Source organism: Haloarcula sp. Atlit-7R, assembly GCF_003666065.1.
Taxonomy (GTDB): Archaea; Halobacteriota; Halobacteria; order Halobacteriales; family Haloarculaceae; genus Haloarcula; species Haloarcula taiwanensis.
In genome coordinates this window covers 1-18956 of the sequence record NZ_QXIK01000022.1, presented here as the reverse complement: position 1 = coordinate 18956, position 18956 = coordinate 1, and the positions used below count along the sequence as shown (strand labels likewise).

Genomic DNA, 18956 nt, shown 5'->3' with positions numbered 1-18956 from the left:
CACTGTCGCATCGTTTCAGTGATGAGAGATGCGTGCAGCGACGATGATCTCGCCCGCTGCCCGCTCAAAGAGGAGTTCATATCCCTCAGCCGTCTCTCGCAGCGGACTGTCTGGGAACGATCCGTCCGGATATGGGCTCGACAGCGACTCGACAATCTCCGGTTCATCGCCACCAATATTGATGAGTCCGCTTCCGGGTGCGAGGACACGCAGCTCATGGACGGCGCCGTCAACTGCGGTATACTCTTCGACGATCGTGGGTTGTCCTGCCTCATCGGTCGCGACCCGGACGGCATCATCGCTCTCATCGTCAGCAGCAGACTCGGGAACACTCAGCCGGAACTGGAACTCCGGTGTCTCATGTGGATAGCCCAGGTCAGTAAACTGGAACTCGGAAAACCGACTTTCGGTATAGCAGAGGCCATAGCCCGGTGGTCGGGACGCGAAGAGATTCTGATCTTGCTTGAGGCCTCGGAACGGCTTGGGTGTTTCTGCCTTCGTCGTTCGATTCGGGCGCTCGCGATTACTCAGCTCGACCCAGTAATCAAACTCCTTGAGCCAGTGATTGTGGACGTCTTCCTCGTGATGGGCTGCGCCGACGAGCGATACCCCTGCTGACCGCATTTCCTTCGCGGTGTCAGACATGATCTCGACACACTCGTAGGTCCAATGGCCCGCTTCGCCACCACTCGTGGATTCCGGGGCAAGCATTCCGAATTCATCGAGATAGACGGTCATCCAATTTCGGTCACCATCGCCATCCACCCGCGTTCCGCGGAATGTCCGGGCGGCGAGGAACCCAAACCACCAGTGTATAACCGGCGTTGGCTTGTCTTCGCCCTGCGGCGTGAACTTCGGCTGTTCGGTAGTCGTATCCGGAATGGCCATTGCTCTCTCACAGCCCCGGAACAACGGATCGGGATAGACGACATTGAACGTCCCTTTCGGATGGTCCTGGAGCTGCTCGATGAGATCGAACACGTCGGTGTAGTAGCGCACCGCCCGGACCAGCCCCTCTGGAGTGGGCGCGTCGCGGTCGACAGCCTCCATCCAGCGCCCGTCGACATCGACCCCTTCTGGTAACCAGAGCGTTGTCCAGTCGCGGAGTCGACGCCAGTCTGAACTCTGCTGACGACCGTTGCGGACGATTCGCTCGCCGTTGTGTTCCATCTGGTACGTGGCAAACTGGTCGATGGCAGTGGACTTCCCGGAGCCTTTCGGGGCCTCAATGAGCGTGAGACTGGCTTTCGGACTGGTGACGGTATCCGGCCCGTCAGCTGCATCTTCGATATGGATGAGCATGTCCGGATAGACACCAGAAAGGGCTGCTCCTGTTCGTCGATAGAAGGCTTCGGGATCGAAGGCGGGAATATTGAATCGCTGACGGATTTCGTGTGCATCAGACGGGTATTGACTCGGCGCCGGTCGACCGATGACGATGGGCTGGCCTTGCTGTGTTCGAACAGTGTAGCCGTCGCCGTCAGGATCTTCGCCTATCAACATCAGTGGGTGTGCAGCTGTGGCTGGCTGGTACCGATAGTTGCCTCGTGGCATTCTATTGCGGGCCCTCTCTCATCGGCGAGTGCCTTGCAGTGGTGCTCGAAGCTGGCTGCCGGCTTGTTCCTGTCACCAGCGACCGCAGTGCTGAGAGCCACAGTGGTCATCGCAGAATAGTTAACAGGCGACTAGAATAAATCCGTGGGCTCTCATGCACGCGCTCGTCTGTGTGACGAACTCGAGCGCGTACGCCGTGGACCTCACCGGCATATCGTCTACGGTGACCCGCGCGGACCTGCCCGCTGCCACAGCCCGTTGACTCGACTGTGAGCAGTAGTCAGTACCGGATATATACGAACACTGTCAGGTACAGTCGATGGTGGCAGAAAGGGGAGATATTGGCTGGGTAGTGACATTGACGACACTGTTGTGACGTTTTTGCGGTGAGCGGTACGCGCGCGTTTCCGGAACTGGAACGGAAGGGGGGACCCCCCAACCGCCCAGTCTCTGCATATTGACTGACCTGCTGCGTCCACTCACAGCACCCGCAGCGAGTACTACATATCAGAAATAGAGTATAGTTCCGTTTGGGATGGTATCAGTCCCAGTCATGCGGTGCCGGAATCTACTAGGATGTTCAACTGCTATCAGCTGGTACTGATGTTCGTGTTGATGTCACAGTCTGTCGGCCACTCACAATGCTGGGAACGCACGCGTCGCAATCGTGTTGGAGAGAGTATTGATGAGTGAGTCACGACTGAGCGACGGCGAGGGCGCTGGGGCGCTGGAGGAGTGGGTCGCACTGACGGCAACTGAGCGACGCATCCTCGCCGAGATCAGTAAGATGGAACAGGAGGACTGGGCGATGTGGGGCGGAGCAGTGATTGATGCGGTGGGCGAACAGCACCTCTCGGTGTCAGACAAACAGGTGTATCGCGTCCTTAGCAAGCTGGTTGACCGGGGGTGGCTGGTCGATTTGATACCGGACAAGCGGACGAGCCGATACGCACTCACGCCAACTGGGCGAGATGTGCTTGAGGCAGGCCATGCAGAGCTGACAGCAGCTGTCGACGAACTCCCGGATGAACTGTTGAGTGAGCGTCGGGAGTAGTTTGCACCGACCAGGCTTGCGTCACCCGCTTCCTATGTAGAGAGGTCCATAGGCTCATTCTTATGGAGTTGATACCATAGGGTAGCGGATGGCGTCCTACACCACCATCGAAGACTGGCGGGATGTCAAAGACGGCTATGTGTTGCTGTGACCATCCGACAGACGGACGCTGAGACGTACCCATGTGGATGGGATTACAGTCTCCACCTCGGGGACGTCGGCGGGGACACAATCCTCCGATACGACAACGCCCACGAACGGACGAAAGGGCACGAGCGCCACAGCAACGACGGTGTTGAATATATCGAGTTTCCAGGGATGCTGGCGCTCTACGACCGCTTCAAGGAGGAGGCTGACGAACTCTCGCCTGTCTCGTGGAGTTGGTCAGCGTAGGACGCCGCTAGGAGGGACACACCATGGCCACACTCAAAGTCACCGTCGGAAATAGCAAGCAGATCCAGCAGCGCACTCGTAACCGAATCAAGGCCGCCCAAGAGGGTGCAGACCTCGACGAGGCCCAGCCGGTGCTGAACTTCGACTCGTACGCCGAACTCAGTCGTCTCCTCAGTCCAAAGAATCTGGAGCTGTTGGAGGCGATTTCCGAACATGAACCGGCGAGTATCAGCGCGGCTGCTGAACTGGTCGACCGTGACTACAAGCAGGTCCATCGGAACCTCTCCGAACTGGCAGCCATCGACGTTATCGAGTTCGAAGGCGGCGGCTCAGGCCAAGCGAAGAAGCCACTGTTAGCCTACGATGGTCTCGAAATAGATATCCCATTTACTGATTCGAACGGAACCACTAGTACTGCTGCGCCATAGCACTCCGCTGGTGTCTCCGTCGGTCACAGGTCGATTTGAGCCAGTAGTTCACCCTTTACGGGAGGAGTGTCGAATATCCAGACACGAGAGCGAAGGGGGTGTCCTACTCATTACCGACGTTGTTGAGCGCGCTGTTCAGTTCGAAGAGTTCTCGAACGACATCGCTGTCCGCAACTCGGTATCGACGTGGGGACGTGTCTGGAACCACTTCGATGAGTTCGACCTCGAGTAAGAGGTCGGTATAGTTGCCGACCGTCTGGCGCGTAACGCCTGCATGCTCTGCGAGTTCGGTTTTGTTGAACTCACGGTTCGGCGGGAGATCGAGCAACGCGTCGACGAGAATCGGGACAGCATTGTGCTGCGTTAGGTAGAGCCATCCGCTGGGGTGTTCCTTTCGGAGCTTCTTTTTTTCCCCGCGGTCGGCCGCGTGGTCCATACTGCTCATACAGGATAACTGCTCTACGCGTGTATAAGGATTTCCACTAGCGTTAATCACCATTAACAGGTGTTATATACGAGTGACTTCATCGCTCGATTATGGAGAAGCCGTCGGTGAAATGTGCTCTCTTGGCTAACGATGATTGCCAAACACAAATGGGGCACACCGATTACAGCGGTAGCGAGGCGAAAGCCCACCCGTTTACGGGTGTGGATGAAGCCGACAACTGGGAATCTCTCCACGCTCATAGCCACGGCTGGGGTTGGATGTTTGCATAACATCTTCAGGTGAATAGTATCTATATACAGACGATGCTTCGTGGGTTCGACAGGGAACGTACCAGCGTCCACAAACTCCAGTACCACTTCATCTGGTGTCCGAAGTACCGCAAATCGGTGCTTGAGGGCGAAGTACGTGACCGACTCGAAGAACTCATCGAGGAGAAAGCCGACGAACTTGACTTGGAGATACTGGAGTTGGCGTTTCGCCCCGACCACGTACACTTGTTCATCACAGGCGACCCGACGCTTGCCCCGAACAAGATAATGCAACAGGTCAAGGGCTACTCCTCGCGCCGACTTCGGGACGAGTTCGACTTCGGTTTGCCGTCGCTGTGGACGCGCTCGTACTTCGTCTCAAGTGCGGGCGACGTATCCAGCGAAGTCATTGAGGAGTACATCGACGCCCAAGCAGGTGAGTAGCCATGAAACGGACAGTCAAAACCACGGTTCGGGTCAAACTCCACTCACTGACCAACAGGAAGGCTGACCTGCTCGCCCGTGAGTACGAGGCGTTCCAGACTGAGGTACACGGTGGAGACGCTGACCTGTACTCTGCAACCGACCAGCAGGCGTCGAAAGTACAACGGCAGAAAGACCCAAATCCCGATACCGAACAGCCCGTCGTTCTCCGCAACGACGTGTTCGACGTGACCTACGACGAAGACACCGTTCTCTCGTCATGGTGGGTGAAAGTCCCTGTCTATAACCCCGAGCAAGGACAGGGCAACTCCATCTGGTGTCCGGCCCACGTCCCTCGAAAGGACGCACAACTCGTCCGTGAGGGGAATCTTCGAGACAGCGAACTGGTGCGCCGTGACGGTGACTGGTACGTGCATCTCGTCGTCAAGCGGTCTGTGACTGTCCAAGACGAGTACGACGACGTGCTGGCTATCGACATGGGTGCCCGCTGGGTCGCTACCTGCGCGTTCCTCTCCGACCGCAAAACCACGTTCTACGGCGAAGAAGTGCGCCGTATCCGCGAACACTACAAGCAACTCCGCAAGTCCATTGGGAAAGCAAAACCCCGACAGGGACAGCAGGTAGTTGAGCGTATCGGGGACGCCGAAGCACGGAAGGTAGACGACTGCCTCCACAAAATTGCTCGCCAAATCGTAGCCGACGCAAGGGAACGGAACGCGGTCATCGTCGTAGGCGACCTCGGTGGGATTCGCAACGACAACGACAAAGGGCGATACGTCAACGACAAGACCCACAAGATGCCGTTCGCTCGTCTGCTCAACTACATCGAGTACAAGGCCCACGACTCGGGTATCGAGGTGCAGTTGGTCGAAGAATACGACACGTCGCAGACGTGCAACCGCTGTGCCTGTGAGGGCGTCCGAGCAACGCAAGGACGGTTCGAGTGTCCCGAGTGTGGGCTGGACGACAACGCAGACAAGAATGGTGCGCTGAATATCGGTAAACGAGCCTTGGGCAAGTTCTCGAAACCGCTGTCCGAGGCGGGGGCTGTACTGGCACAGCCCGAAACGCAGGTCATCGTCCAACGTGACGACGAACCTGCGAACCTCCCGCTACTCGTGGATTCAACCCCCAGTGGGGGAACCCCACGGCTTTAGCCGTGTGGAGGATGTCAGAGAGGACGCTCTGCTGAATCTCTCGGCTATTGGCGACGACTATCCAACAGCGCGCGAGGTCTACGCAGACCTCCGGAGTGAGCCGTATATCATCTATCGCGGCAATCGTGGTATCGAACTCGACAAGAGCAACTTCGACAGCCTCGCCGATGTCTTGTACCACGAGTGTGGCTGGGAAGCCTGGGAGATTGAGAGTCGCCTGAAACACTACGAGGGAATCGACGATCACGACTGGTCGTAACAACCAATCTGGGTTCTCGGTGAATCTTCTAAGTGGTCATCGCACGCGGTGTCAAGCGTTCACAGGTAGTCTGAGAACCAATCCGGAGCGCCGGTGTACTCGGCCCAGCACCGTTTGTGGCATGGCTCACCTCGGGCGTTCGGTATCGCGCGGTCAAGATCGACCATCTCACCACAGAGGTCACACTCGGCGCGATGGCCCATCTGGCGCTGTGCAACTGAGAGATCCTTTGTCTCGATATGGAGCTCGTGCAACGCCCTCGGCGTGAGCCGGACCAGCACCTTCTCGCGGTCGTCTTCGTCCCGCCTCTCTGGTGTGTACGTGAGCACCCAGTCCTGGCCTTCCCCACCATCGCCGGCCGGGCCCAGGGAGATCGTCTGTGCCAGCTCGTCCGAAACGTAGTGCCATTCGTTGTCGGCAAACCGTGGGTAGTGGCCCGTCGGTCGCGGGTCCTCGGGATCGATATCGTCGTCGGTCATAGAGACTCGACCTCCTGGAAGGCTTCGTCAATGACGTCCTCGCTGGGGGCGTTCAGATATGGTTCAATCGCGGCGAAAGAGTCCCAGCCACCGACGGCCATCACCACTCGCGGATTCATCTGCTCGTCGACGAGGAGTCGTTGGGCGAACCGCCGTCGGAGGTCGTGTGTACTCACCTTCTCGAAGTCCTCGTCGCCGGTCGCCTCGGCAGCTCGTGCAGCTGTCCGTCGAACCACAGCACGGACGCCGGGCTGGGTCAGATCAATAAAGGAGTCCTTGGGTGCGATGTTGTGTTCGTTCTGGAAGCGCTGGAGGTCGCGCTCGACGTCGGCGGGGAGGAAGGCATCGCGAGGCTTCCCACCGTTGCCGCTGGTGTCTTTCCCAGCTTGGACGCGAAGTCGGTACTGACCGCTCTCAGTTTGCTTGACGTCAACGGGTCGGACCTGTGGTATCTCGAAGGCACGCAGGCCGACGAGCGCACCGAGCTGAATGATGAGGTCGTCGCGTTGACTGTTGGTGGCGCGGCGGAGGTCCTCAATCTCAGCGTCGTTCAACCATACTTTGTACTCGTTACCTTCGGTCGCTTCGATGCGCATTACGATTACTTTAGTTTCCGTCACTAAAGTATCTAGCGGCTGGTAGGTATGGGGTGTCTCACCCCGTGTACCGAGTGAAAATCGGAGAGTCTGTTACGACTAATGTAACAAGTCGTTACTCAGGGGAAGAGATATGATGTGGTTCACCACAACGACTATTATGATGTGGTGTGTAACATCAATCGTCGATGGAACCCGACGACGACGTGCGCGTGTTGGAAGACACGGAACGGCGCTTCGACGATGGCACCATTCTCCGTGTCCGTGTGCTGTCCGTGCCGGTGTCGGAGAAGTTCCCAGATGGAATCAAGTATCGCCTTCACTACGGCACTGAAGGCGGGGAGACACTGATTCGGTACGACAACTCCCACGGAGTACACGAACGACACACGGACGAGGGTCTTGATGACGGCTACGAGTTTCCCGGATACGGCGCTATTCAACAGCGCTTCTGGGACGAGGTCGCACAGATCCGCGATTGAGAGAGCCACTACAAGGAAAACAACAACTCATGACGCAGAATACGCTCATCGTAACCGTTGAATCAATCAGTGCTGTCCAACAGCGCACTGCTGAGGCGTTTGAGCAGGCGCTCGGTGACGGCGTTCCTGAGGAGGATGCCCCCCGCCGTCTGAGCTTTGAAAATACCGACCAGCTTGCGCAGGTCCTTACACCGCGAGCAATTGACTTGCTCCAAGCAATCGCCCAAGAGGAGCCAGCCAGCATCCGCGAGGCGACCCGGCTGGTCAACCGAGACATCAAGCAGGTCTCGGAGAACTTGGAACGACTCGAAGAATATGGTATCGTAGAATTCGTCAACGAGGGGCGAGCAAAGCGACCAGTCGTCCCCTACGACGAAATCGATATCCAGCTTCCACTTCGCGAGACCATTGAGGGAGATACTGCCCCGGCGTGATCTGGAGACTGGTAGCAGCTATTTGTCTACCGCCGGGTTTCAAATAAAAAACGGGACGACTAGTACGACTTATGCGACAAGTCTTCGAACTCGAGTTCGACGGACTCCAGCCACTGTACCAAGCGTGGCGCGCTGCACTCCCGCCCGAGAAACGCATCGACTGGTAGTACCCCCTACTCACACACGAACCCATGACCCGAACACTCCACATCACGATTGGGACGCGACCCGACCGTAGCGGCCTCGAAGATACCCTTGCAGCAATTGATGAAGGCGAAGACGTCGAAGCAAACCCGTCTCGACTGAGTATCGAAAGTCTCGCGACGTTTGGCCGTCTCTTCCGACCGACGAATCTGACACTCTTAGAGGCGATCGTCGACCACGAACCGGACAGCATTCGCGAACTCGCACGCATCGTGGACCGCCACCCGCCCGAAGTGACTGAGAACGTCCACGAACTTGCTGACTACGGGCTGATCGAGCTCACGGACGAGGGCCGAGCGAAACGGCCCACCGTCTGGTACGACGAATTCGAGTTTGCTGGTGAAGTCCCACTCCAGGGACTCGATACCGGCAATGATACCGCCGTTGCGCCGTAAAATCACCTTTCTACCGTAGCATCTTATTTCCAAAATCGGCACTCCCAATTCCAATCTCAGATTCTGCTATCTTGAGTGCCGTTACATCCATTACAGCTATTACGCTCGATTACAAACTACGATGTATGCCCATTGACATCGACCGCTTCGAAAAAGGGTCCAGCGAGGACCTTCGTTCGAGCGGCCGGACGAATGCTGAGGAAATCCTCTCGTTCCTCGCGACCCACCCAGAGCAAGCGTACACACCGAAGGAAATCCACGACGCAACAGATGTTGCCCGCGGGAGCGTCGGCGTGGTTTTGTCACGGCTCGAAGACCGTGACCTCGTGCGCCATCGTGGTGAGTACTGGGCCATCAGCGACGCCGAGGACATCGACAAGACACTCAGTGCGATGGCCACGGCCCGCGCAGCGACTGATCGCCTCGGCTCCGAAGACCCTGCTGAGTGGGGGGCTGGTATCGATGAATCCGGAGATCAGGAGTGATGTCCTACGAGCAGGGTGATGTCTGGTGGGGGCCTGCGCCACACAAATCGGGGCCATCGTACCGACCGTGGGTCATCGTCAGCGACATCTCGCATCCGTTCGCACACACGGAATGTATCGCCCTCGCGATGACAACCCAGCAGCACTCCGGCGCAATCGCCGTCCCAGACGACGCATGGCTCGAGGGCGGTTCAGACGCAGATGCCTACATTTCGCCGTGGTATACGACGACGATCAAGCACCGCGACTTTGACCGCCAGCAAGGGACGCTTGTCCCGTCGCTCGTCGCCGACGCTGTGACGGAACTTCATCGATACACACCGACACCCGACACCTGACTCTTACTGTCGGATACCGGTGCGGATTCGAACCCGCTACAACACTTGTCCGATGCTTGCTCACTATTCTCAGTAGTCGAATATATGGGCGGTCTCAGAATCGGTCGGTAGCGGCTTCGAACTGCTGACTCCCAATTGTGCCCCCACACGCGCGGGTATTAAAATTGAGTGAAGGGGGGAGGGGATGGATGACTGCATTTCTTGCCGCTATTTCGGTGGTGCTCATTCGACCCGGCTTCGCCGAAACACTCTAGGAACAGTAGCTAGTCAACTTGACATATACGGCTATGACGACCCCCGATTCACAGCCCACGATGCACGACCACCAGGCCGCCCTCGTCGCCGCACTCGACCTGGATGAGTTCTCGCCAGACGCCTACACGTCGGCACCGTATCTCGAAGCGGCCCTCGCGGCTGGCTTCACCGTGGTCGACCTCGCTACCGCACACGACGTCTCGAAGCGCTCCATCTACCGCGTGCTCGACCGCCACGGTATCGGCTACGAAACGCCACCGAAGAACGGTCCCGCCCGCCGGCTCTGGAACGCCCATCCCGACACGGTGCCCGGTGACGACTGATGGGCGCGACCGACGCAACTGCGCCCGTCGACGCTGGCGTGGACTCGGCGCTTGTCGAGACACTCCAGCGCATCGAGGCGGGTGATGTCCTCGTCGTCAACGGTGACTCTCGAACCTGGGATGTTACGGATGTCGTCGACCGGTCCATCGACGACCCGAGCGACGCTCGTGAGTCCAAGCGCGTGTGCCGACTGTCCTGTGGCGCGTCGGTGTTCGGGCTAGAACTCGTCGCGTATCCGGACCGCTATACAGCGTCGTTGCATGTCCTTGCGACCGAGGACTGGACTGAGGAGGGGCAGGTGTTCGACGTTCACGATGTCGAGATACTCACACAGGACATCCCGTGGGTGGTCGTGACCGGCGGCGCAGACCGCTACCATTTCCCGGACCCACAGGCAGCTGCCTTCGGCGAAGCGCGGCCGGCCTGTGGTGGCGGCAATCACGGGACTTCGTATCGGATTGTCCGCTCCAACACCGTCCGGCCCACGTACTCGGGCTGCAAGGACTGTCTGCGCCACGAGAAACCCGTCGCGCTCGAGTCGGTCACGTGTCCGTCGTGTTCAAAAGCAATCTGCCACGGGACTGTCCAGGGTGGAGCGGTGGGTGCCGTCGACGGACTGTCGATCACGTGTCCACGGTGTGGCTTCGACGGCGTTGTGGAAGCCACTCTCGAACGCTGACCCTGACAGACGGACCCCCGACCGAGTCGTGAGCGGGGTGCCCGAACCAGATTCCAGAGACGGTCCGGAAATCCTCAATGGCTGCCGTCAGTGAACGCTGGTCGTACAGTGGCGTCGAGTCGTAGGCCGGCCAGTCAAGATACTGTGTTGTCGCTATCGAACGGAAGACATCGCGCCGAGAGACGGCAGTCGGTGCCATCGGGGACACGTCTGCCGTTCTGGGCTTATTATCTGAGGTTCTCTCCGACGCTCACGAGCGGGACTCAGGTCTCCTCAGCTTCGGGATCGTTCACAGACAGCAATCCCGTCGCCATCAGCCGTCGCGTGATTGCGACCAGCCCGTTGTCGAATCCGCGGCCGAAGACGCCTTGTTCGTGTTCACGGCTGTCTGCCCCCGTTTCGGTGAACGAACTCACCAGAATCGCCTCGCGGTCGGCCAGTAACAGGCGACTGATTTCGGTATCGTCACCTGGAAGGGGTGATCGGCTCAACCAATCCAATTCCGAGACGAACACTTCGACACTAGAGAGGGAATCTTGAACCGTGGCCTGGAGCTCTTCATCGACCGTCCCGATGATGACGTTCACACCTCGTTCCTGGGCCGACTGTAGTTGTTCGGCCAGCTGGTCGGTGAAAATACTCTTGTGGCCGACCACGAGGAGCAACTCCTCTGTCGCTCCCTCGATCAACTGCCGTGTCCGGCTCGTAATGCCCCGATTCCCTGAGATAGACCACACCTCGTGGGTAGCCTCTGTCGAGTCTCCCTCGTCAGCTGGGTCGAGTCCGCTCAGGGCGCTCCGGAGTGACTCGGTCCGCTCGGCGTACTCCGACTGGAGGGTGTTGACAGCCTCGTCGATGGAGACCGCTCGAAACACCTGCGGGTTCGAGTGCTGGGTCTCGACTAGTCCCTTCGATTCCAGGACGCGAATCGCGTCGTAGACGCGCGTCCGGGGTACCTCGGAGGTCTCGCTGATGTCCTTGGCCGTCCCACGCTGGCGACGTGCGAGCGCCACGAACGACTTGGCCTCGTACTCTTTGAGCCCGAGTTGCTGGAGCAATTCGATCGCTTGGTCTTGATTTGAAACATCGTCCATTGGTCCCAACCTCGACTGCTACCTTCTGGTTCGTGCCCTGGGTGTTTAGTACGTCGCACCGAGATACATTGATGTAACCCAAATCATCACAGGATAACCTCGTTTTTGAGTACTCTGAGCGCTCCAGAATAGGGACCTTTTAGCTATTCACTCACTTAATCACAATACTTCTTTGTGCGGGTAGCACGGAGGGTAGAGTGGCGTGTCGGCACAGATTTGGTCCCAACCTCTCTGTCGCTACACGTCAGAAACCACCATACACGGTGGTTTTCACGAAATTGGTGACGAGTTAATGTCCGGCGACCCATCCGACCAAGCACGATCCACGGCCGTCAAACAGCTCAAAGCGCTCGGCCTCAGTACCTACGCCGCCCGGACATTCGTCGCACTCGTTAGCCTCGGTGAAGGGACTGCGCAGGACGTGAGCGAAGTCGCCGACGTCCCCCGAACACGTGTCTACGACGCAGCTGACGAGCTTTATGACCGCGGTCTCGTCGACGTGAAACAGTCGAGTCCCCAGCGATATTGGGCCATTTCGACGGAAACGGCCGGCCGTCACTTCGAACAGGAGTTCGACCACCGCGTGACGGTCCTGACAGACGCGCTCGACGAGCTTGCATCAGCGACTCGCAGCACTGAACAACAGGGTGTCTGGACGGTAACCGGCCGGGACACCGTGACCGAACGCGTGGTGGATTTCATCTCGGTCGCGGATGATGAGGTCGTGTATATGACTGCTGAGGAGCTACTGACCGACGAGATCGCTGAATGTCTCTCGACCGTCAGCGACCGTGGGGTCTCGATTCGGCTCGCAGAGATGTCACAATCCGTCGAATCCCGACTCGAAGAGGACGTTCCTGACGCGCAACTGTTCGAATCGGTGTGGAACTGGTCGGATACGCCTGCTGGCCGCCTCCTCATGGTGGACCAAGAAAAGACGCTCGTGAGTGTGCTCGTCGACGGCAATGGTGAACACCCACCTGAACCTCGTGACGAAACCGCCATCTGGGGCACGGGTCAGACGAACAGCCTCGTCGTTGTGCTGAAAGCGCTGTTCACCTGGCAGCTCGACAACAATCGCGAGTCGACCAATGAATAGTCACTCAGATTCTCACAACAATGCTATCAAGGTCCGGATCGTAGGGATGGAAACTGAAGCCACGGCGGTTTCCTCCGCTGTTACTTCGTCTAACGACAACCGGTGATGGAAAATGCACGACGATAGAGATGAGGGAGGTGACTCGGATCCGACCGACCACCCCGAAAGCACAGATCCAAGCTCCACTACGGTTCGTCATAACTGGAGAAAATCGGGCCGCCCCAGTGTGGCGATCGTCGGAGCAGTTGCGGCGGCTACCAACCGGGAAACGACTGGCCTGCCACCGTTACAGGAGACGATCGAAGCCGATGCACTCAATGCGCTATTTGATGGCCAGTCGTCGTCAGTCGCAGTCTCATTCCAGTACGCCGATACTGACGTCTCAGTGACCGGGGACGGCAGCATCGAAGTCCGAGTCGATGGGCACTCTCGGGAATCGGAGTGATACCCACAACTACCGAGTGATCGATTGGTGTGGTAGTTTTGTGGGAACTACATTACATTAACTCGGCTATGATATCAAAACACCCACAACCCTATTCCTCTGGGGACTCTATCCATAGTACGGAACACAGCACACACTGTGCGTTTAGCCCACCGGTGAGGGCTGCTTGAAACGGGAGTACCCGTTCGCAGTCATCCATTTCTCTTCGCGCAACGGTTGTGCGGAACGCATCACCAAGTGACGCGTTTCGCAACAAGAGCCATCTACAAATGTCGAGCAAAGAAAAAAACGAAGGGTCTGGCGGCACACTGAATGAACTGTTCGAAATACTCAGCCACGAGTACCGGCGTCGCATTCTCCTGGCCGTTGCCCAACAGAACCCGCAGGACGAGGCCGACATCACATCGGAGGCAGTCGCGGAAGAGCACGGTGACGATGGCGACGCGCTCGAACATGTAAAGACGGGACTTCACCACGTACATCTCCCAAAACTGGCCGACGCAGGTTTCATCGACTGGGATCGTGATTCCGGAACTATCACACGCGGCCCTCGGTTCGAGGAGATTGAGCCGCTTCTCAAATTGATGCACGACCATCAGGACGAATTGCCTGAAGACTGGCCGTAGGTTCTACAGACGGAGCAGGCCGAGTGCCTCGGGGCTTGACCCCGAGGCGGTTCACAGAACCGTTGCCATCGGACTGCAGTGAATCCTCCCCTCGCAGGTGCTGTGTGAGCTGGTCGACAGGCGTCCCGTCGGGTGTGTCAGCCATCCGGCGGAGGACCTGTCGTCGCTGCTGGTAGGTCAACAGCTCTAGTGCTGTCTTGGTCGTCATCCGCTGTTCTGAGTTGTTTATGAGTAGTCCCACCATGTCCAGTCGGGACATCAGCTGGCACGAACATGGACTAGATACTTCACTGACATAACGGAAACCCGTGCCGTTAACCCGGGTCCTCAAAGCACACAGAGGATTCGAGGTGGAATTGGCTCACTCTGGAACATATTGATCTCAAAACCGTCTGCATTGAGATGGCCAGTCTCAACTTCTGCTGGGTCCTTCGGTGGATAAACCATATCTGGATATATGAACCCTCTCGATGGCCTACAGCAATCACTATAGGATATTATACAGCAAATGCTACAGTATTTCCTATAGGAAACGCTATAGGCCTTTCGTCGCTTGCTTTCGCACCGCCTCGCGGACGGCTTCGAACTGCTCTGGGGCTGCCTCCTGAAAGCCCACCCGCAGCGCAAACCGAAGCACCGAGCTTCGATCAATTTCGGTCTCCTCGATATCGAGTTGTTCCTGGAGGCCGTTGCCGACCGCATCCAGATGTTCCGGGTTGGCTTCGAGCGCACGAATGAACGCGGCGAGCTGGCCATCCCACACACTGACAGTTTTCTGCTGGTCGCCGGCGTCAATCGCCTCGAGCTCGTCGACAATATCGTGGACGAGGTCCTGTCGGTCCATCTCTTTCGCTGCGGAGTCCAGCCGGTCGCCCTGCGAGGTCTGTGCTTTGAGGTCCTCGAGGTCGGGGTCGTCACTCATCGGTCTCACCTTCCAGCTGTTCGACCAGCGCGCTAGCGGCGTCCAGATAGGCATCACGAGCCCGCCCGGCTGTGGTCGATGGTTCGGCTATCGCGAAGGCCGTCTCGCCACTCTCGGCAGCATTGCGGATATCCTGTGAGTACGGGACGTAGGCCGGCGCAATCGCGTCAGGATACGCTTCTTGGAACGACTCGAGATACTCCTCAGCGAGATTCGTTCTCGTGTCGACCTTGTTCGGGAGAACCAGCGAGAGGTCGATGCCGACTGCAAAGTTCTCCGCGATTTTCTCGAGATCCTCGCGAAGCGCGTTTGCCTGCTCAGCTTCAAACGGCCCCATCTCGACCGGCGTGATGACGTGCCGTGCCGCCCAGAGGCCGTTGTAGGAGACGTTGTTGGTCATACCCGGCAGGTCGATAAGAACGACATCGTACGAGAGCGGGTCGACGTACTCGTCGAGGAACTGTTCGAGTCGACTGTAGCGCTCGCGAGCATCGTCGATGTTCCCAAGTTCGGCATCCAGTGTGTCCAGCCCTGGGTGGGCGGGGATGAGGTCCGGTCCTTCGTCGGTGGCGATGACCAGATCAGCGACTGCGTCGTCACCGAGCTTCCCGGCGATGGTGTCCCAGGCATCGTCGAAGACCGTGCTGATGTTCGGCCACGCCTCATCAGCGTCGATTTGATCTCGGTACTGCCCCCAGACGCCGAAGTGCTTCGCGAGGTCGCCTTGTTTGCCAGCGAGGTCAATCAGAAGGACCTCGTGGCCCTGTTCGCTAAGTGCGACGCCGAGATGGGCCGTTGTGGTTGTCTTCCCAGTGCCGCCCTTATCGAGGAACGCGGCGGCGCGTAGTGTCTCTGTCATGTGGCTATAGTAGTTCCTATAGGATACTCTGTAGGCATAAATCTACGTCAGACACCTGTTGAGAAAGGGGTATAGCTAACCCTATAGGATTATCTATAGGAGAGGGTTCGGTGTGGCTGGCGGTCCGAGCTCACCGCCACAGACCTGACTGACACCGTCGATGAACCCCTATTGGGACTCGCTGAACTGACGACTTAGAAGAGTAGCACTAGTCTGGCGCAACGACGTCTTCACACGCCGGACACTCCGCCCAGATTCTATCTGTCCCATCGTCTCGCTCGTATTCAACCAGCACCCACGCAGTCGTGATGCGCTCATCGCAGTTTGGACAGCGACCGAGACTTCGCGTGTCATCAGGCATGGGAGGGATGGAAGGAGCGCGTGACAGTGTTCCTTCAAAACTCAACCGGCGTCGGTAATAAGTGCTTGCCGAGCGTCTGGTTGAAAACATCGGAAAGTGAAATTAAGGATTACAACTGTACCTACCGGTTGCTGATGAGTTTATAATAGTTCACGAGCGGAATAGTCTGGTACTCATATCATGGATCAAATTTATCAAGATGTGGTTTACAATTTTATGTGGGACAGTGGCATGGAAAACGATCAGAATTCAGACAATAAAGTAGCCCGATCCGAATGGACTTCAGATGAACAAGAGGTTGCCAGAGTTGTCGAAGACCTCGTGTCTTCAGACGCACCCCCAGATAAAATCGCAGACAAGGCTGAGAAACTACACGACTCCGGACGCCCCCACAAAGCACTCAAATTCCTTCTCCAATCGCTAGACTGAGTGCGTCGTTCAATATGGGCCAACCGCACTTGGTTCCGTCGTGAAAGTTGCTAAGCAGCGTTTCAGTACGTCAGCCACTCTGCAGTGGTCAGTTTCAACAGAACCCATGTGGATTCATCCCGTACTATTAATGGTGGCAGGCGGGAATATTCACCAATGAAAGTAAAAAACAGACTACAAGAGGCGCGTAAACAGATTTCACTTGCCAAGGAAGAGGTGGACCAATCCGACGTTTCCCAAGCGCTTGAGCAGAGTCTTGAGGCACTACAAAACGCGGTGGAGGCACTTGGCGACGATTGATGTCCTTGTCAGTAACTCCGATGGGTAGAGAACGCGTTGCAGACTCATGCTGGAGTTCACTCTCACTCACCAACAGAAGCTTGTAATTCCAAGAAGGTGCTAACCAACACTTCGGCATATCATGGGCTAGCGTTGGTTAGCCGCCGGGATGTCATAGCTCAATGGTTCCGGTAGCATCTGGTAGTATAGAGGTCATTGTGAGCAGTCGATTAGGACTGAACTGCTTCCAGCTTCGTAGCCAATCCATTGGCTGTTTTGATTATATGAAATAAAGCAGAGTTTATCGCCTGTCACTGAGTAGCGAGACTTGGGAAAAAGGGTGCCTCTGACAAACGCTACGATTCAGAACTCATGGCGTTGGTTCCCATTCCCAGCCGAAGTGGACAGGCGGACACTGGACTGTGACCGTGAAGCAGAGACCAGAGTCCGCCTGTTCGCCCACACAGCCCCCCATTGGAGTTGGGCATGTAATCCTACTCGTCTTAGAGCAGTTAATGAATAAAGGATTTAAATAGGCCGTTCGTCGTCCTGACAATGCCGGGCAACACACTGCGATGCCCCAATTGCGAGCGGTTGTATGAGAGCGTCGTCAACGAACACTGCCCATACTGTGCTGTCCACGGTGAGTGAGGACTCGGACTGACCAGTTGTTTCGCGTGTCCAATCGAGTTGCGATGGTCAGAAGCCGTATTGAGAGTTGGCTCCCCACCAGCTGTGGGCGGTATTCCTCGCTTGTTGGTTAGCGACCCACTGTTTCACACCGTCGCCGTCAACGCCCAAGAAGAGTGGGGGCCTTGGGTGAGTAATTCGTGTGCGGGACAGTCAGTACTGGCCAAGGACGTATCTGGATCAGGAGAAACATCTATCAAATCTATCAGACACCAGCTACTGAATACAGGGCGCATAGTCAGTAAACCCGATCACAATTAGAGACCAACGTAACCGCTCAGTCCATGATACTCGGCACAGAATACCCCCTTTTTCCGGGTCAACCACAGGATGCTGAACCTACCGTGCGGAAATGACACGTTTCGACATCCGCGACAGGTGCAGTAATTGAGTACTGTCGGAATCGCATTGGCCAGACTATACTCGGTAATCTGGACGATGGCACGAGGTGCGGTTTTGAACGATCTACACGCCTTATGCCGGTTGGCCACGATTAAGATTTCGTGGTTCAAATGGCACAAGAAACACCGCGGGGAACGCAGGGCATCGAACAGACCAAAGCAGTACGAGACGGCCAGTCGTGGCAACACGGCGTGGAAGCGGGACTCATCGGCGGACTCGTGATGGGCGTGCTGTTTTCGCTGTTGATGCCGCCTGTCATCGAGAACGCGATCCCAGCACTGGTCGGCCTGTCCAGCGGGCTCGTTGGCTGGGCCGTTCACATGTCGATCAGCGCGGTGTTCGGCGTCGTCTTCGCTGCGGCGCTGACACAACCTCGACTGGCAACCGTCGGGGAGTCAGTCGGCGGCGTTGTCGGTTTTGGTCTCGGGTACGGCGCGGTCCTCTGGATCGTTGCCGCCGGCGTCGTCATGCCGTTGTGGCTGTCGGCCGTCGGCTTCCCCAACCCTCCGCCGTTGCCGAACCTCGCCGTGATGGGCCTGCTGACACACCTCGTGTTTGGGCTCGTTCTTGGGGTGAGTTACCACTACCTGCGCTGAGTCTCTGTTACTCGCTCTTCTCCAGAGCAGTGTCCTTTTGCACGCTTACTGAGCAGTGGTTTCAGGAGCTACTTGGGTAACAAACGATGGGCCGAATTGGGAGGTAGCTACACTGTCGCCGCGACGTGCTGATAGTCGGCTTGCGACGGTGTCGGCTCCGACATCAACCCGCTGGACCCTGACGCGGTGCCTGATAGGCAGTCAGATGAGATGCTCTATAGACTCGCCGTCCCGGGCTAACTTTGACTGCTCAGGTGAGGCATCTATATCACGTTCGGAGAACGACTCTGGAGAGACAGCCTCTTGCATCGCCGTGAGTTTCGACCGCAGTTGGCCGCTCGTCGAGCGCACCAGCTCATCGTCTGGCCAGGCATCCGTTCTAGTTTAGTGGAGAATTCTGTCGCTGTCTGCTGATTAGATATCGTCGCAACTACCCGGTTGAGGAACCCGGTGGGAAGTGTGTACTCTCCACCGGACTCGGTAGTTGTTGACCGAATT

Annotated in this window: 25 protein-coding genes and 2 pseudogenes; 18 read left to right on the top strand and 9 right to left on the bottom strand. The window is 57.3% G+C overall.

The genetic code is table 11. The features are described 5' to 3' along the window. Positions 1–15: 15 nt before the first annotated feature. Both D3D01_RS21245 and D3D01_RS24370 read right to left on the bottom strand, forming a co-directional pair. Positions 16–1503, bottom strand: coding sequence for a hypothetical protein (locus D3D01_RS21245; protein ID WP_233563560.1), 1488 nt, complete (start codon positions 1501–1503; stop codon positions 16–18). Continuing rightward, a complete protein-coding gene (locus tag D3D01_RS24370; RefSeq protein ID WP_199725562.1) occupies positions 1503–1664 on the bottom strand; it encodes a hypothetical protein in 162 nt (53 codons plus the stop codon). Before D3D01_RS24370 ends, D3D01_RS21245 begins: the two co-directional genes overlap by 1 nt. A gap of 575 nt (positions 1665–2239) precedes the next feature. On the opposite strand from D3D01_RS24370, the gene D3D01_RS21240 reads away from it, so the two are divergent. From D3D01_RS21240 to D3D01_RS21230, 3 genes and pseudogenes are all read left to right on the top strand, one after another. Beyond that, positions 2240–2608, top strand: coding sequence for a helix-turn-helix transcriptional regulator (locus D3D01_RS21240; RefSeq protein ID WP_011222247.1), 369 nt, complete (start codon positions 2240–2242; stop codon positions 2606–2608). 88 nt (positions 2609–2696) lie between these two features. Then, positions 2697–3001, top strand: a pseudogene (locus tag D3D01_RS21235) (DUF6516 family protein). A gap of 23 nt (positions 3002–3024) precedes the next feature. Next, on the top strand, positions 3025–3429 hold the full coding sequence (locus tag D3D01_RS21230) for a transcriptional regulator (protein WP_121513663.1): 405 nt from the start codon (positions 3025–3027) through the stop codon (positions 3427–3429). Positions 3430–3532: 103 nt separating this feature from the next. Here the strand turns inward: D3D01_RS21230 and D3D01_RS21225 are convergent, their stop codons facing one another. After that, positions 3533–3874 carry a helix-turn-helix domain-containing protein gene (locus D3D01_RS21225; protein WP_199725556.1) on the bottom strand — a complete coding sequence of 114 codons (342 nt, stop codon included), beginning with the start codon at positions 3872–3874 and terminating at the stop codon, positions 3533–3535. Positions 3875–4179: 305 nt separating this feature from the next. Between D3D01_RS21225 and tnpA the strand changes: the two genes are divergently transcribed. Genes tnpA through D3D01_RS21210 form a run of 3 tightly spaced genes read left to right on the top strand, consistent with a single transcriptional unit; the run spans position 4180 to position 5985 of the window. Further along, positions 4180–4569, top strand: coding sequence for an IS200/IS605 family transposase (tnpA, locus tag D3D01_RS21220; RefSeq protein WP_121513661.1), 390 nt, complete (start codon positions 4180–4182; stop codon positions 4567–4569). A 2-nt stretch (positions 4570–4571) separates the two neighbouring features. Beyond that, positions 4572–5726 (top strand): RNA-guided endonuclease TnpB family protein, encoded by a 1155-nt coding sequence (locus D3D01_RS21215; RefSeq protein ID WP_121513660.1) that lies wholly within the window; start codon positions 4572–4574, stop codon positions 5724–5726. 4 nt (positions 5727–5730) lie between these two features. Continuing rightward, the gene (locus tag D3D01_RS21210) at positions 5731–5985 is read left to right on the top strand and encodes a hypothetical protein (protein ID WP_121513659.1); all 255 of its coding nucleotides are present in this window, start codon (positions 5731–5733) and stop codon (positions 5983–5985) included. Between the two features lie 59 nt (positions 5986–6044). Here D3D01_RS21210 and D3D01_RS21205 read toward each other — a convergent pair whose 3' ends face one another. Then, the gene (locus tag D3D01_RS21205) at positions 6045–6464 is read right to left on the bottom strand and encodes a hypothetical protein (protein WP_121513658.1); all 420 of its coding nucleotides are present in this window, start codon (positions 6462–6464) and stop codon (positions 6045–6047) included. Next, a complete protein-coding gene (locus D3D01_RS21200) occupies positions 6461–7060 on the bottom strand; it encodes a site-specific integrase (protein WP_121513657.1) in 600 nt (199 codons plus the stop codon). Before D3D01_RS21200 ends, D3D01_RS21205 begins: the two co-directional genes overlap by 4 nt. 188 nt (positions 7061–7248) lie before the next feature. Between D3D01_RS21200 and D3D01_RS21195 the strand changes: the two genes are divergently transcribed. The 7 genes from D3D01_RS21195 to D3D01_RS21165 all read left to right on the top strand — a co-directional run bounded on the left by D3D01_RS21195 (position 7249) and on the right by D3D01_RS21165 (position 10656). Continuing rightward, positions 7249–7542 (top strand): DUF6516 family protein, encoded by a 294-nt coding sequence (locus D3D01_RS21195; RefSeq protein ID WP_004966070.1) that lies wholly within the window; start codon positions 7249–7251, stop codon positions 7540–7542. A 29-nt stretch (positions 7543–7571) separates the two neighbouring features. Beyond that, the gene (locus D3D01_RS21190) at positions 7572–7976 is read left to right on the top strand and encodes a transcriptional regulator (protein WP_121513656.1); all 405 of its coding nucleotides are present in this window, start codon (positions 7572–7574) and stop codon (positions 7974–7976) included. A gap of 191 nt (positions 7977–8167) precedes the next feature. Next, positions 8168–8575, top strand: coding sequence for a hypothetical protein (locus tag D3D01_RS21185; RefSeq protein ID WP_121513655.1), 408 nt, complete (start codon positions 8168–8170; stop codon positions 8573–8575). 125 nt (positions 8576–8700) lie between these two features. Further along, the gene (locus D3D01_RS21180) at positions 8701–9060 is read left to right on the top strand and encodes a helix-turn-helix domain-containing protein (RefSeq protein WP_121513654.1); all 360 of its coding nucleotides are present in this window, start codon (positions 8701–8703) and stop codon (positions 9058–9060) included. Further along, a complete protein-coding gene (locus tag D3D01_RS21175) occupies positions 9060–9398 on the top strand; it encodes a type II toxin-antitoxin system PemK/MazF family toxin (protein ID WP_121513653.1) in 339 nt (112 codons plus the stop codon). The genes D3D01_RS21180 and D3D01_RS21175 overlap by 1 nt, the downstream gene beginning before the upstream one ends. Positions 9399–9712: 314 nt before the next feature. Then, positions 9713–9976: a hypothetical protein gene (locus D3D01_RS21170; protein ID WP_233563556.1), complete on the top strand. Its 264-nt coding sequence runs from the start codon at positions 9713–9715 to the stop codon at positions 9974–9976. Next, positions 9976–10656 (top strand): hypothetical protein, encoded by a 681-nt coding sequence (locus tag D3D01_RS21165; RefSeq protein ID WP_121513651.1) that lies wholly within the window; start codon positions 9976–9978, stop codon positions 10654–10656. The genes D3D01_RS21170 and D3D01_RS21165 overlap by 1 nt, the downstream gene beginning before the upstream one ends. A gap of 263 nt (positions 10657–10919) precedes the next feature. Here the strand turns inward: D3D01_RS21165 and D3D01_RS21155 are convergent, their stop codons facing one another. Continuing rightward, entirely contained in the window at positions 10920–11750 is an 831-nt protein-coding gene (locus D3D01_RS21155; RefSeq protein ID WP_199725554.1) for a TrmB family transcriptional regulator, read from the bottom strand. Positions 11751–12042: 292 nt separating this feature from the next. Between D3D01_RS21155 and D3D01_RS21150 the strand changes: the two genes are divergently transcribed. From D3D01_RS21150 to D3D01_RS21140, 3 genes are all read left to right on the top strand, one after another. Beyond that, on the top strand, positions 12043–12849 hold the full coding sequence (locus D3D01_RS21150) for a TrmB family transcriptional regulator (RefSeq protein WP_121513650.1): 807 nt from the start codon (positions 12043–12045) through the stop codon (positions 12847–12849). A gap of 226 nt (positions 12850–13075) precedes the next feature. Next, the gene (locus tag D3D01_RS21145; protein WP_233563554.1) at positions 13076–13294 is read left to right on the top strand and encodes a HalOD1 output domain-containing protein; all 219 of its coding nucleotides are present in this window, start codon (positions 13076–13078) and stop codon (positions 13292–13294) included. A 269-nt stretch (positions 13295–13563) separates the two neighbouring features. Continuing rightward, positions 13564–13920 carry a helix-turn-helix transcriptional regulator gene (locus tag D3D01_RS21140; protein WP_121513648.1) on the top strand — a complete coding sequence of 119 codons (357 nt, stop codon included), beginning with the start codon at positions 13564–13566 and terminating at the stop codon, positions 13918–13920. Between the two features lie 535 nt (positions 13921–14455). On the opposite strand, the gene D3D01_RS21130 is transcribed toward D3D01_RS21140, so the two are convergent. Both D3D01_RS21130 and D3D01_RS21125 read right to left on the bottom strand, forming a co-directional pair. Next, positions 14456–14842: a hypothetical protein gene (locus tag D3D01_RS21130; protein WP_121513647.1), complete on the bottom strand. Its 387-nt coding sequence runs from the start codon at positions 14840–14842 to the stop codon at positions 14456–14458. Then, positions 14835–15701, bottom strand: a complete 867-nt coding sequence (locus D3D01_RS21125) for a ParA family protein (RefSeq protein WP_121513646.1) — start codon at positions 15699–15701, stop codon at positions 14835–14837. The genes D3D01_RS21130 and D3D01_RS21125 overlap by 8 nt, the downstream gene beginning before the upstream one ends. A 946-nt stretch (positions 15702–16647) precedes the next feature. Between D3D01_RS21125 and D3D01_RS23825 the strand changes: the two genes are divergently transcribed. After that, positions 16648–16791, top strand: a complete 144-nt coding sequence (locus D3D01_RS23825) for a hypothetical protein (RefSeq protein ID WP_158600536.1) — start codon at positions 16648–16650, stop codon at positions 16789–16791. A gap of 1181 nt (positions 16792–17972) precedes the next feature. Beyond that, entirely contained in the window at positions 17973–18458 is a 486-nt protein-coding gene (locus D3D01_RS21115; protein WP_121513644.1) for a histidine kinase, read from the top strand. A gap of 201 nt (positions 18459–18659) precedes the next feature. Here the strand turns inward: D3D01_RS21115 and D3D01_RS24710 are convergent. Beyond that, positions 18660–18830 (bottom strand): annotated as a pseudogene (locus D3D01_RS24710) (radical SAM domain-containing protein); the annotation flags it as partial. Between the last annotated feature and the right edge of the window lie 126 nt (positions 18831–18956).

What these genes read in the sequence shown, in the direction of transcription:
- D3D01_RS21245 (WP_233563560.1), bottom strand. Translation starts at nt 1,503, where the DNA reads ATGTTGATAGGCGAAGATCCTGACGGCGACGGCTACACTGTTCGAACA.
- D3D01_RS24370 (WP_199725562.1), bottom strand. Translation starts at nt 1,664, where the DNA reads ATGACCACTGTGGCTCTCAGCACTGCGGTCGCTGGTGACAGGAACAAG.
- D3D01_RS21240 (WP_011222247.1), top strand. Translation starts at nt 2,240, where the DNA reads ATGAGTGAGTCACGACTGAGCGACGGCGAGGGCGCTGGGGCGCTGGAG.
- D3D01_RS21230 (WP_121513663.1), top strand. Translation starts at nt 3,025, where the DNA reads ATGGCCACACTCAAAGTCACCGTCGGAAATAGCAAGCAGATCCAGCAG.
- D3D01_RS21225 (WP_199725556.1), bottom strand. Translation starts at nt 3,874, where the DNA reads ATGAGCAGTATGGACCACGCGGCCGACCGCGGGGAAAAAAAGAAGCTC.
- tnpA (WP_121513661.1), top strand. Translation starts at nt 4,180, where the DNA reads ATGCTTCGTGGGTTCGACAGGGAACGTACCAGCGTCCACAAACTCCAG.
- D3D01_RS21215 (WP_121513660.1), top strand. Translation starts at nt 4,572, where the DNA reads ATGAAACGGACAGTCAAAACCACGGTTCGGGTCAAACTCCACTCACTG.
- D3D01_RS21205 (WP_121513658.1), bottom strand. Translation starts at nt 6,464, where the DNA reads ATGACCGACGACGATATCGATCCCGAGGACCCGCGACCGACGGGCCAC.
- D3D01_RS21200 (WP_121513657.1), bottom strand. Translation starts at nt 7,060, where the DNA reads ATGCGCATCGAAGCGACCGAAGGTAACGAGTACAAAGTATGGTTGAAC.
- D3D01_RS21195 (WP_004966070.1), top strand. Translation starts at nt 7,249, where the DNA reads ATGGAACCCGACGACGACGTGCGCGTGTTGGAAGACACGGAACGGCGC.
- D3D01_RS21190 (WP_121513656.1), top strand. Translation starts at nt 7,572, where the DNA reads ATGACGCAGAATACGCTCATCGTAACCGTTGAATCAATCAGTGCTGTC.
- D3D01_RS21185 (WP_121513655.1), top strand. Translation starts at nt 8,168, where the DNA reads ATGACCCGAACACTCCACATCACGATTGGGACGCGACCCGACCGTAGC.
- D3D01_RS21180 (WP_121513654.1), top strand. Translation starts at nt 8,701, where the DNA reads ATGCCCATTGACATCGACCGCTTCGAAAAAGGGTCCAGCGAGGACCTT.
- D3D01_RS21175 (WP_121513653.1), top strand. Translation starts at nt 9,060, where the DNA reads ATGTCCTACGAGCAGGGTGATGTCTGGTGGGGGCCTGCGCCACACAAA.
- D3D01_RS21170 (WP_233563556.1), top strand. Translation starts at nt 9,713, where the DNA reads ATGCACGACCACCAGGCCGCCCTCGTCGCCGCACTCGACCTGGATGAG.
- D3D01_RS21165 (WP_121513651.1), top strand. Translation starts at nt 9,976, where the DNA reads ATGGGCGCGACCGACGCAACTGCGCCCGTCGACGCTGGCGTGGACTCG.
- D3D01_RS21155 (WP_199725554.1), bottom strand. Translation starts at nt 11,750, where the DNA reads ATGGACGATGTTTCAAATCAAGACCAAGCGATCGAATTGCTCCAGCAA.
- D3D01_RS21150 (WP_121513650.1), top strand. Translation starts at nt 12,043, where the DNA reads ATGTCCGGCGACCCATCCGACCAAGCACGATCCACGGCCGTCAAACAG.
- D3D01_RS21140 (WP_121513648.1), top strand. Translation starts at nt 13,564, where the DNA reads ATGTCGAGCAAAGAAAAAAACGAAGGGTCTGGCGGCACACTGAATGAA.
- D3D01_RS21130 (WP_121513647.1), bottom strand. Translation starts at nt 14,842, where the DNA reads ATGAGTGACGACCCCGACCTCGAGGACCTCAAAGCACAGACCTCGCAG.
- D3D01_RS21125 (WP_121513646.1), bottom strand. Translation starts at nt 15,701, where the DNA reads ATGACAGAGACACTACGCGCCGCCGCGTTCCTCGATAAGGGCGGCACT.
- D3D01_RS23825 (WP_158600536.1), top strand. Translation starts at nt 16,648, where the DNA reads ATGAAAGTAAAAAACAGACTACAAGAGGCGCGTAAACAGATTTCACTT.
- D3D01_RS21115 (WP_121513644.1), top strand. Translation starts at nt 17,973, where the DNA reads ATGGCACAAGAAACACCGCGGGGAACGCAGGGCATCGAACAGACCAAA.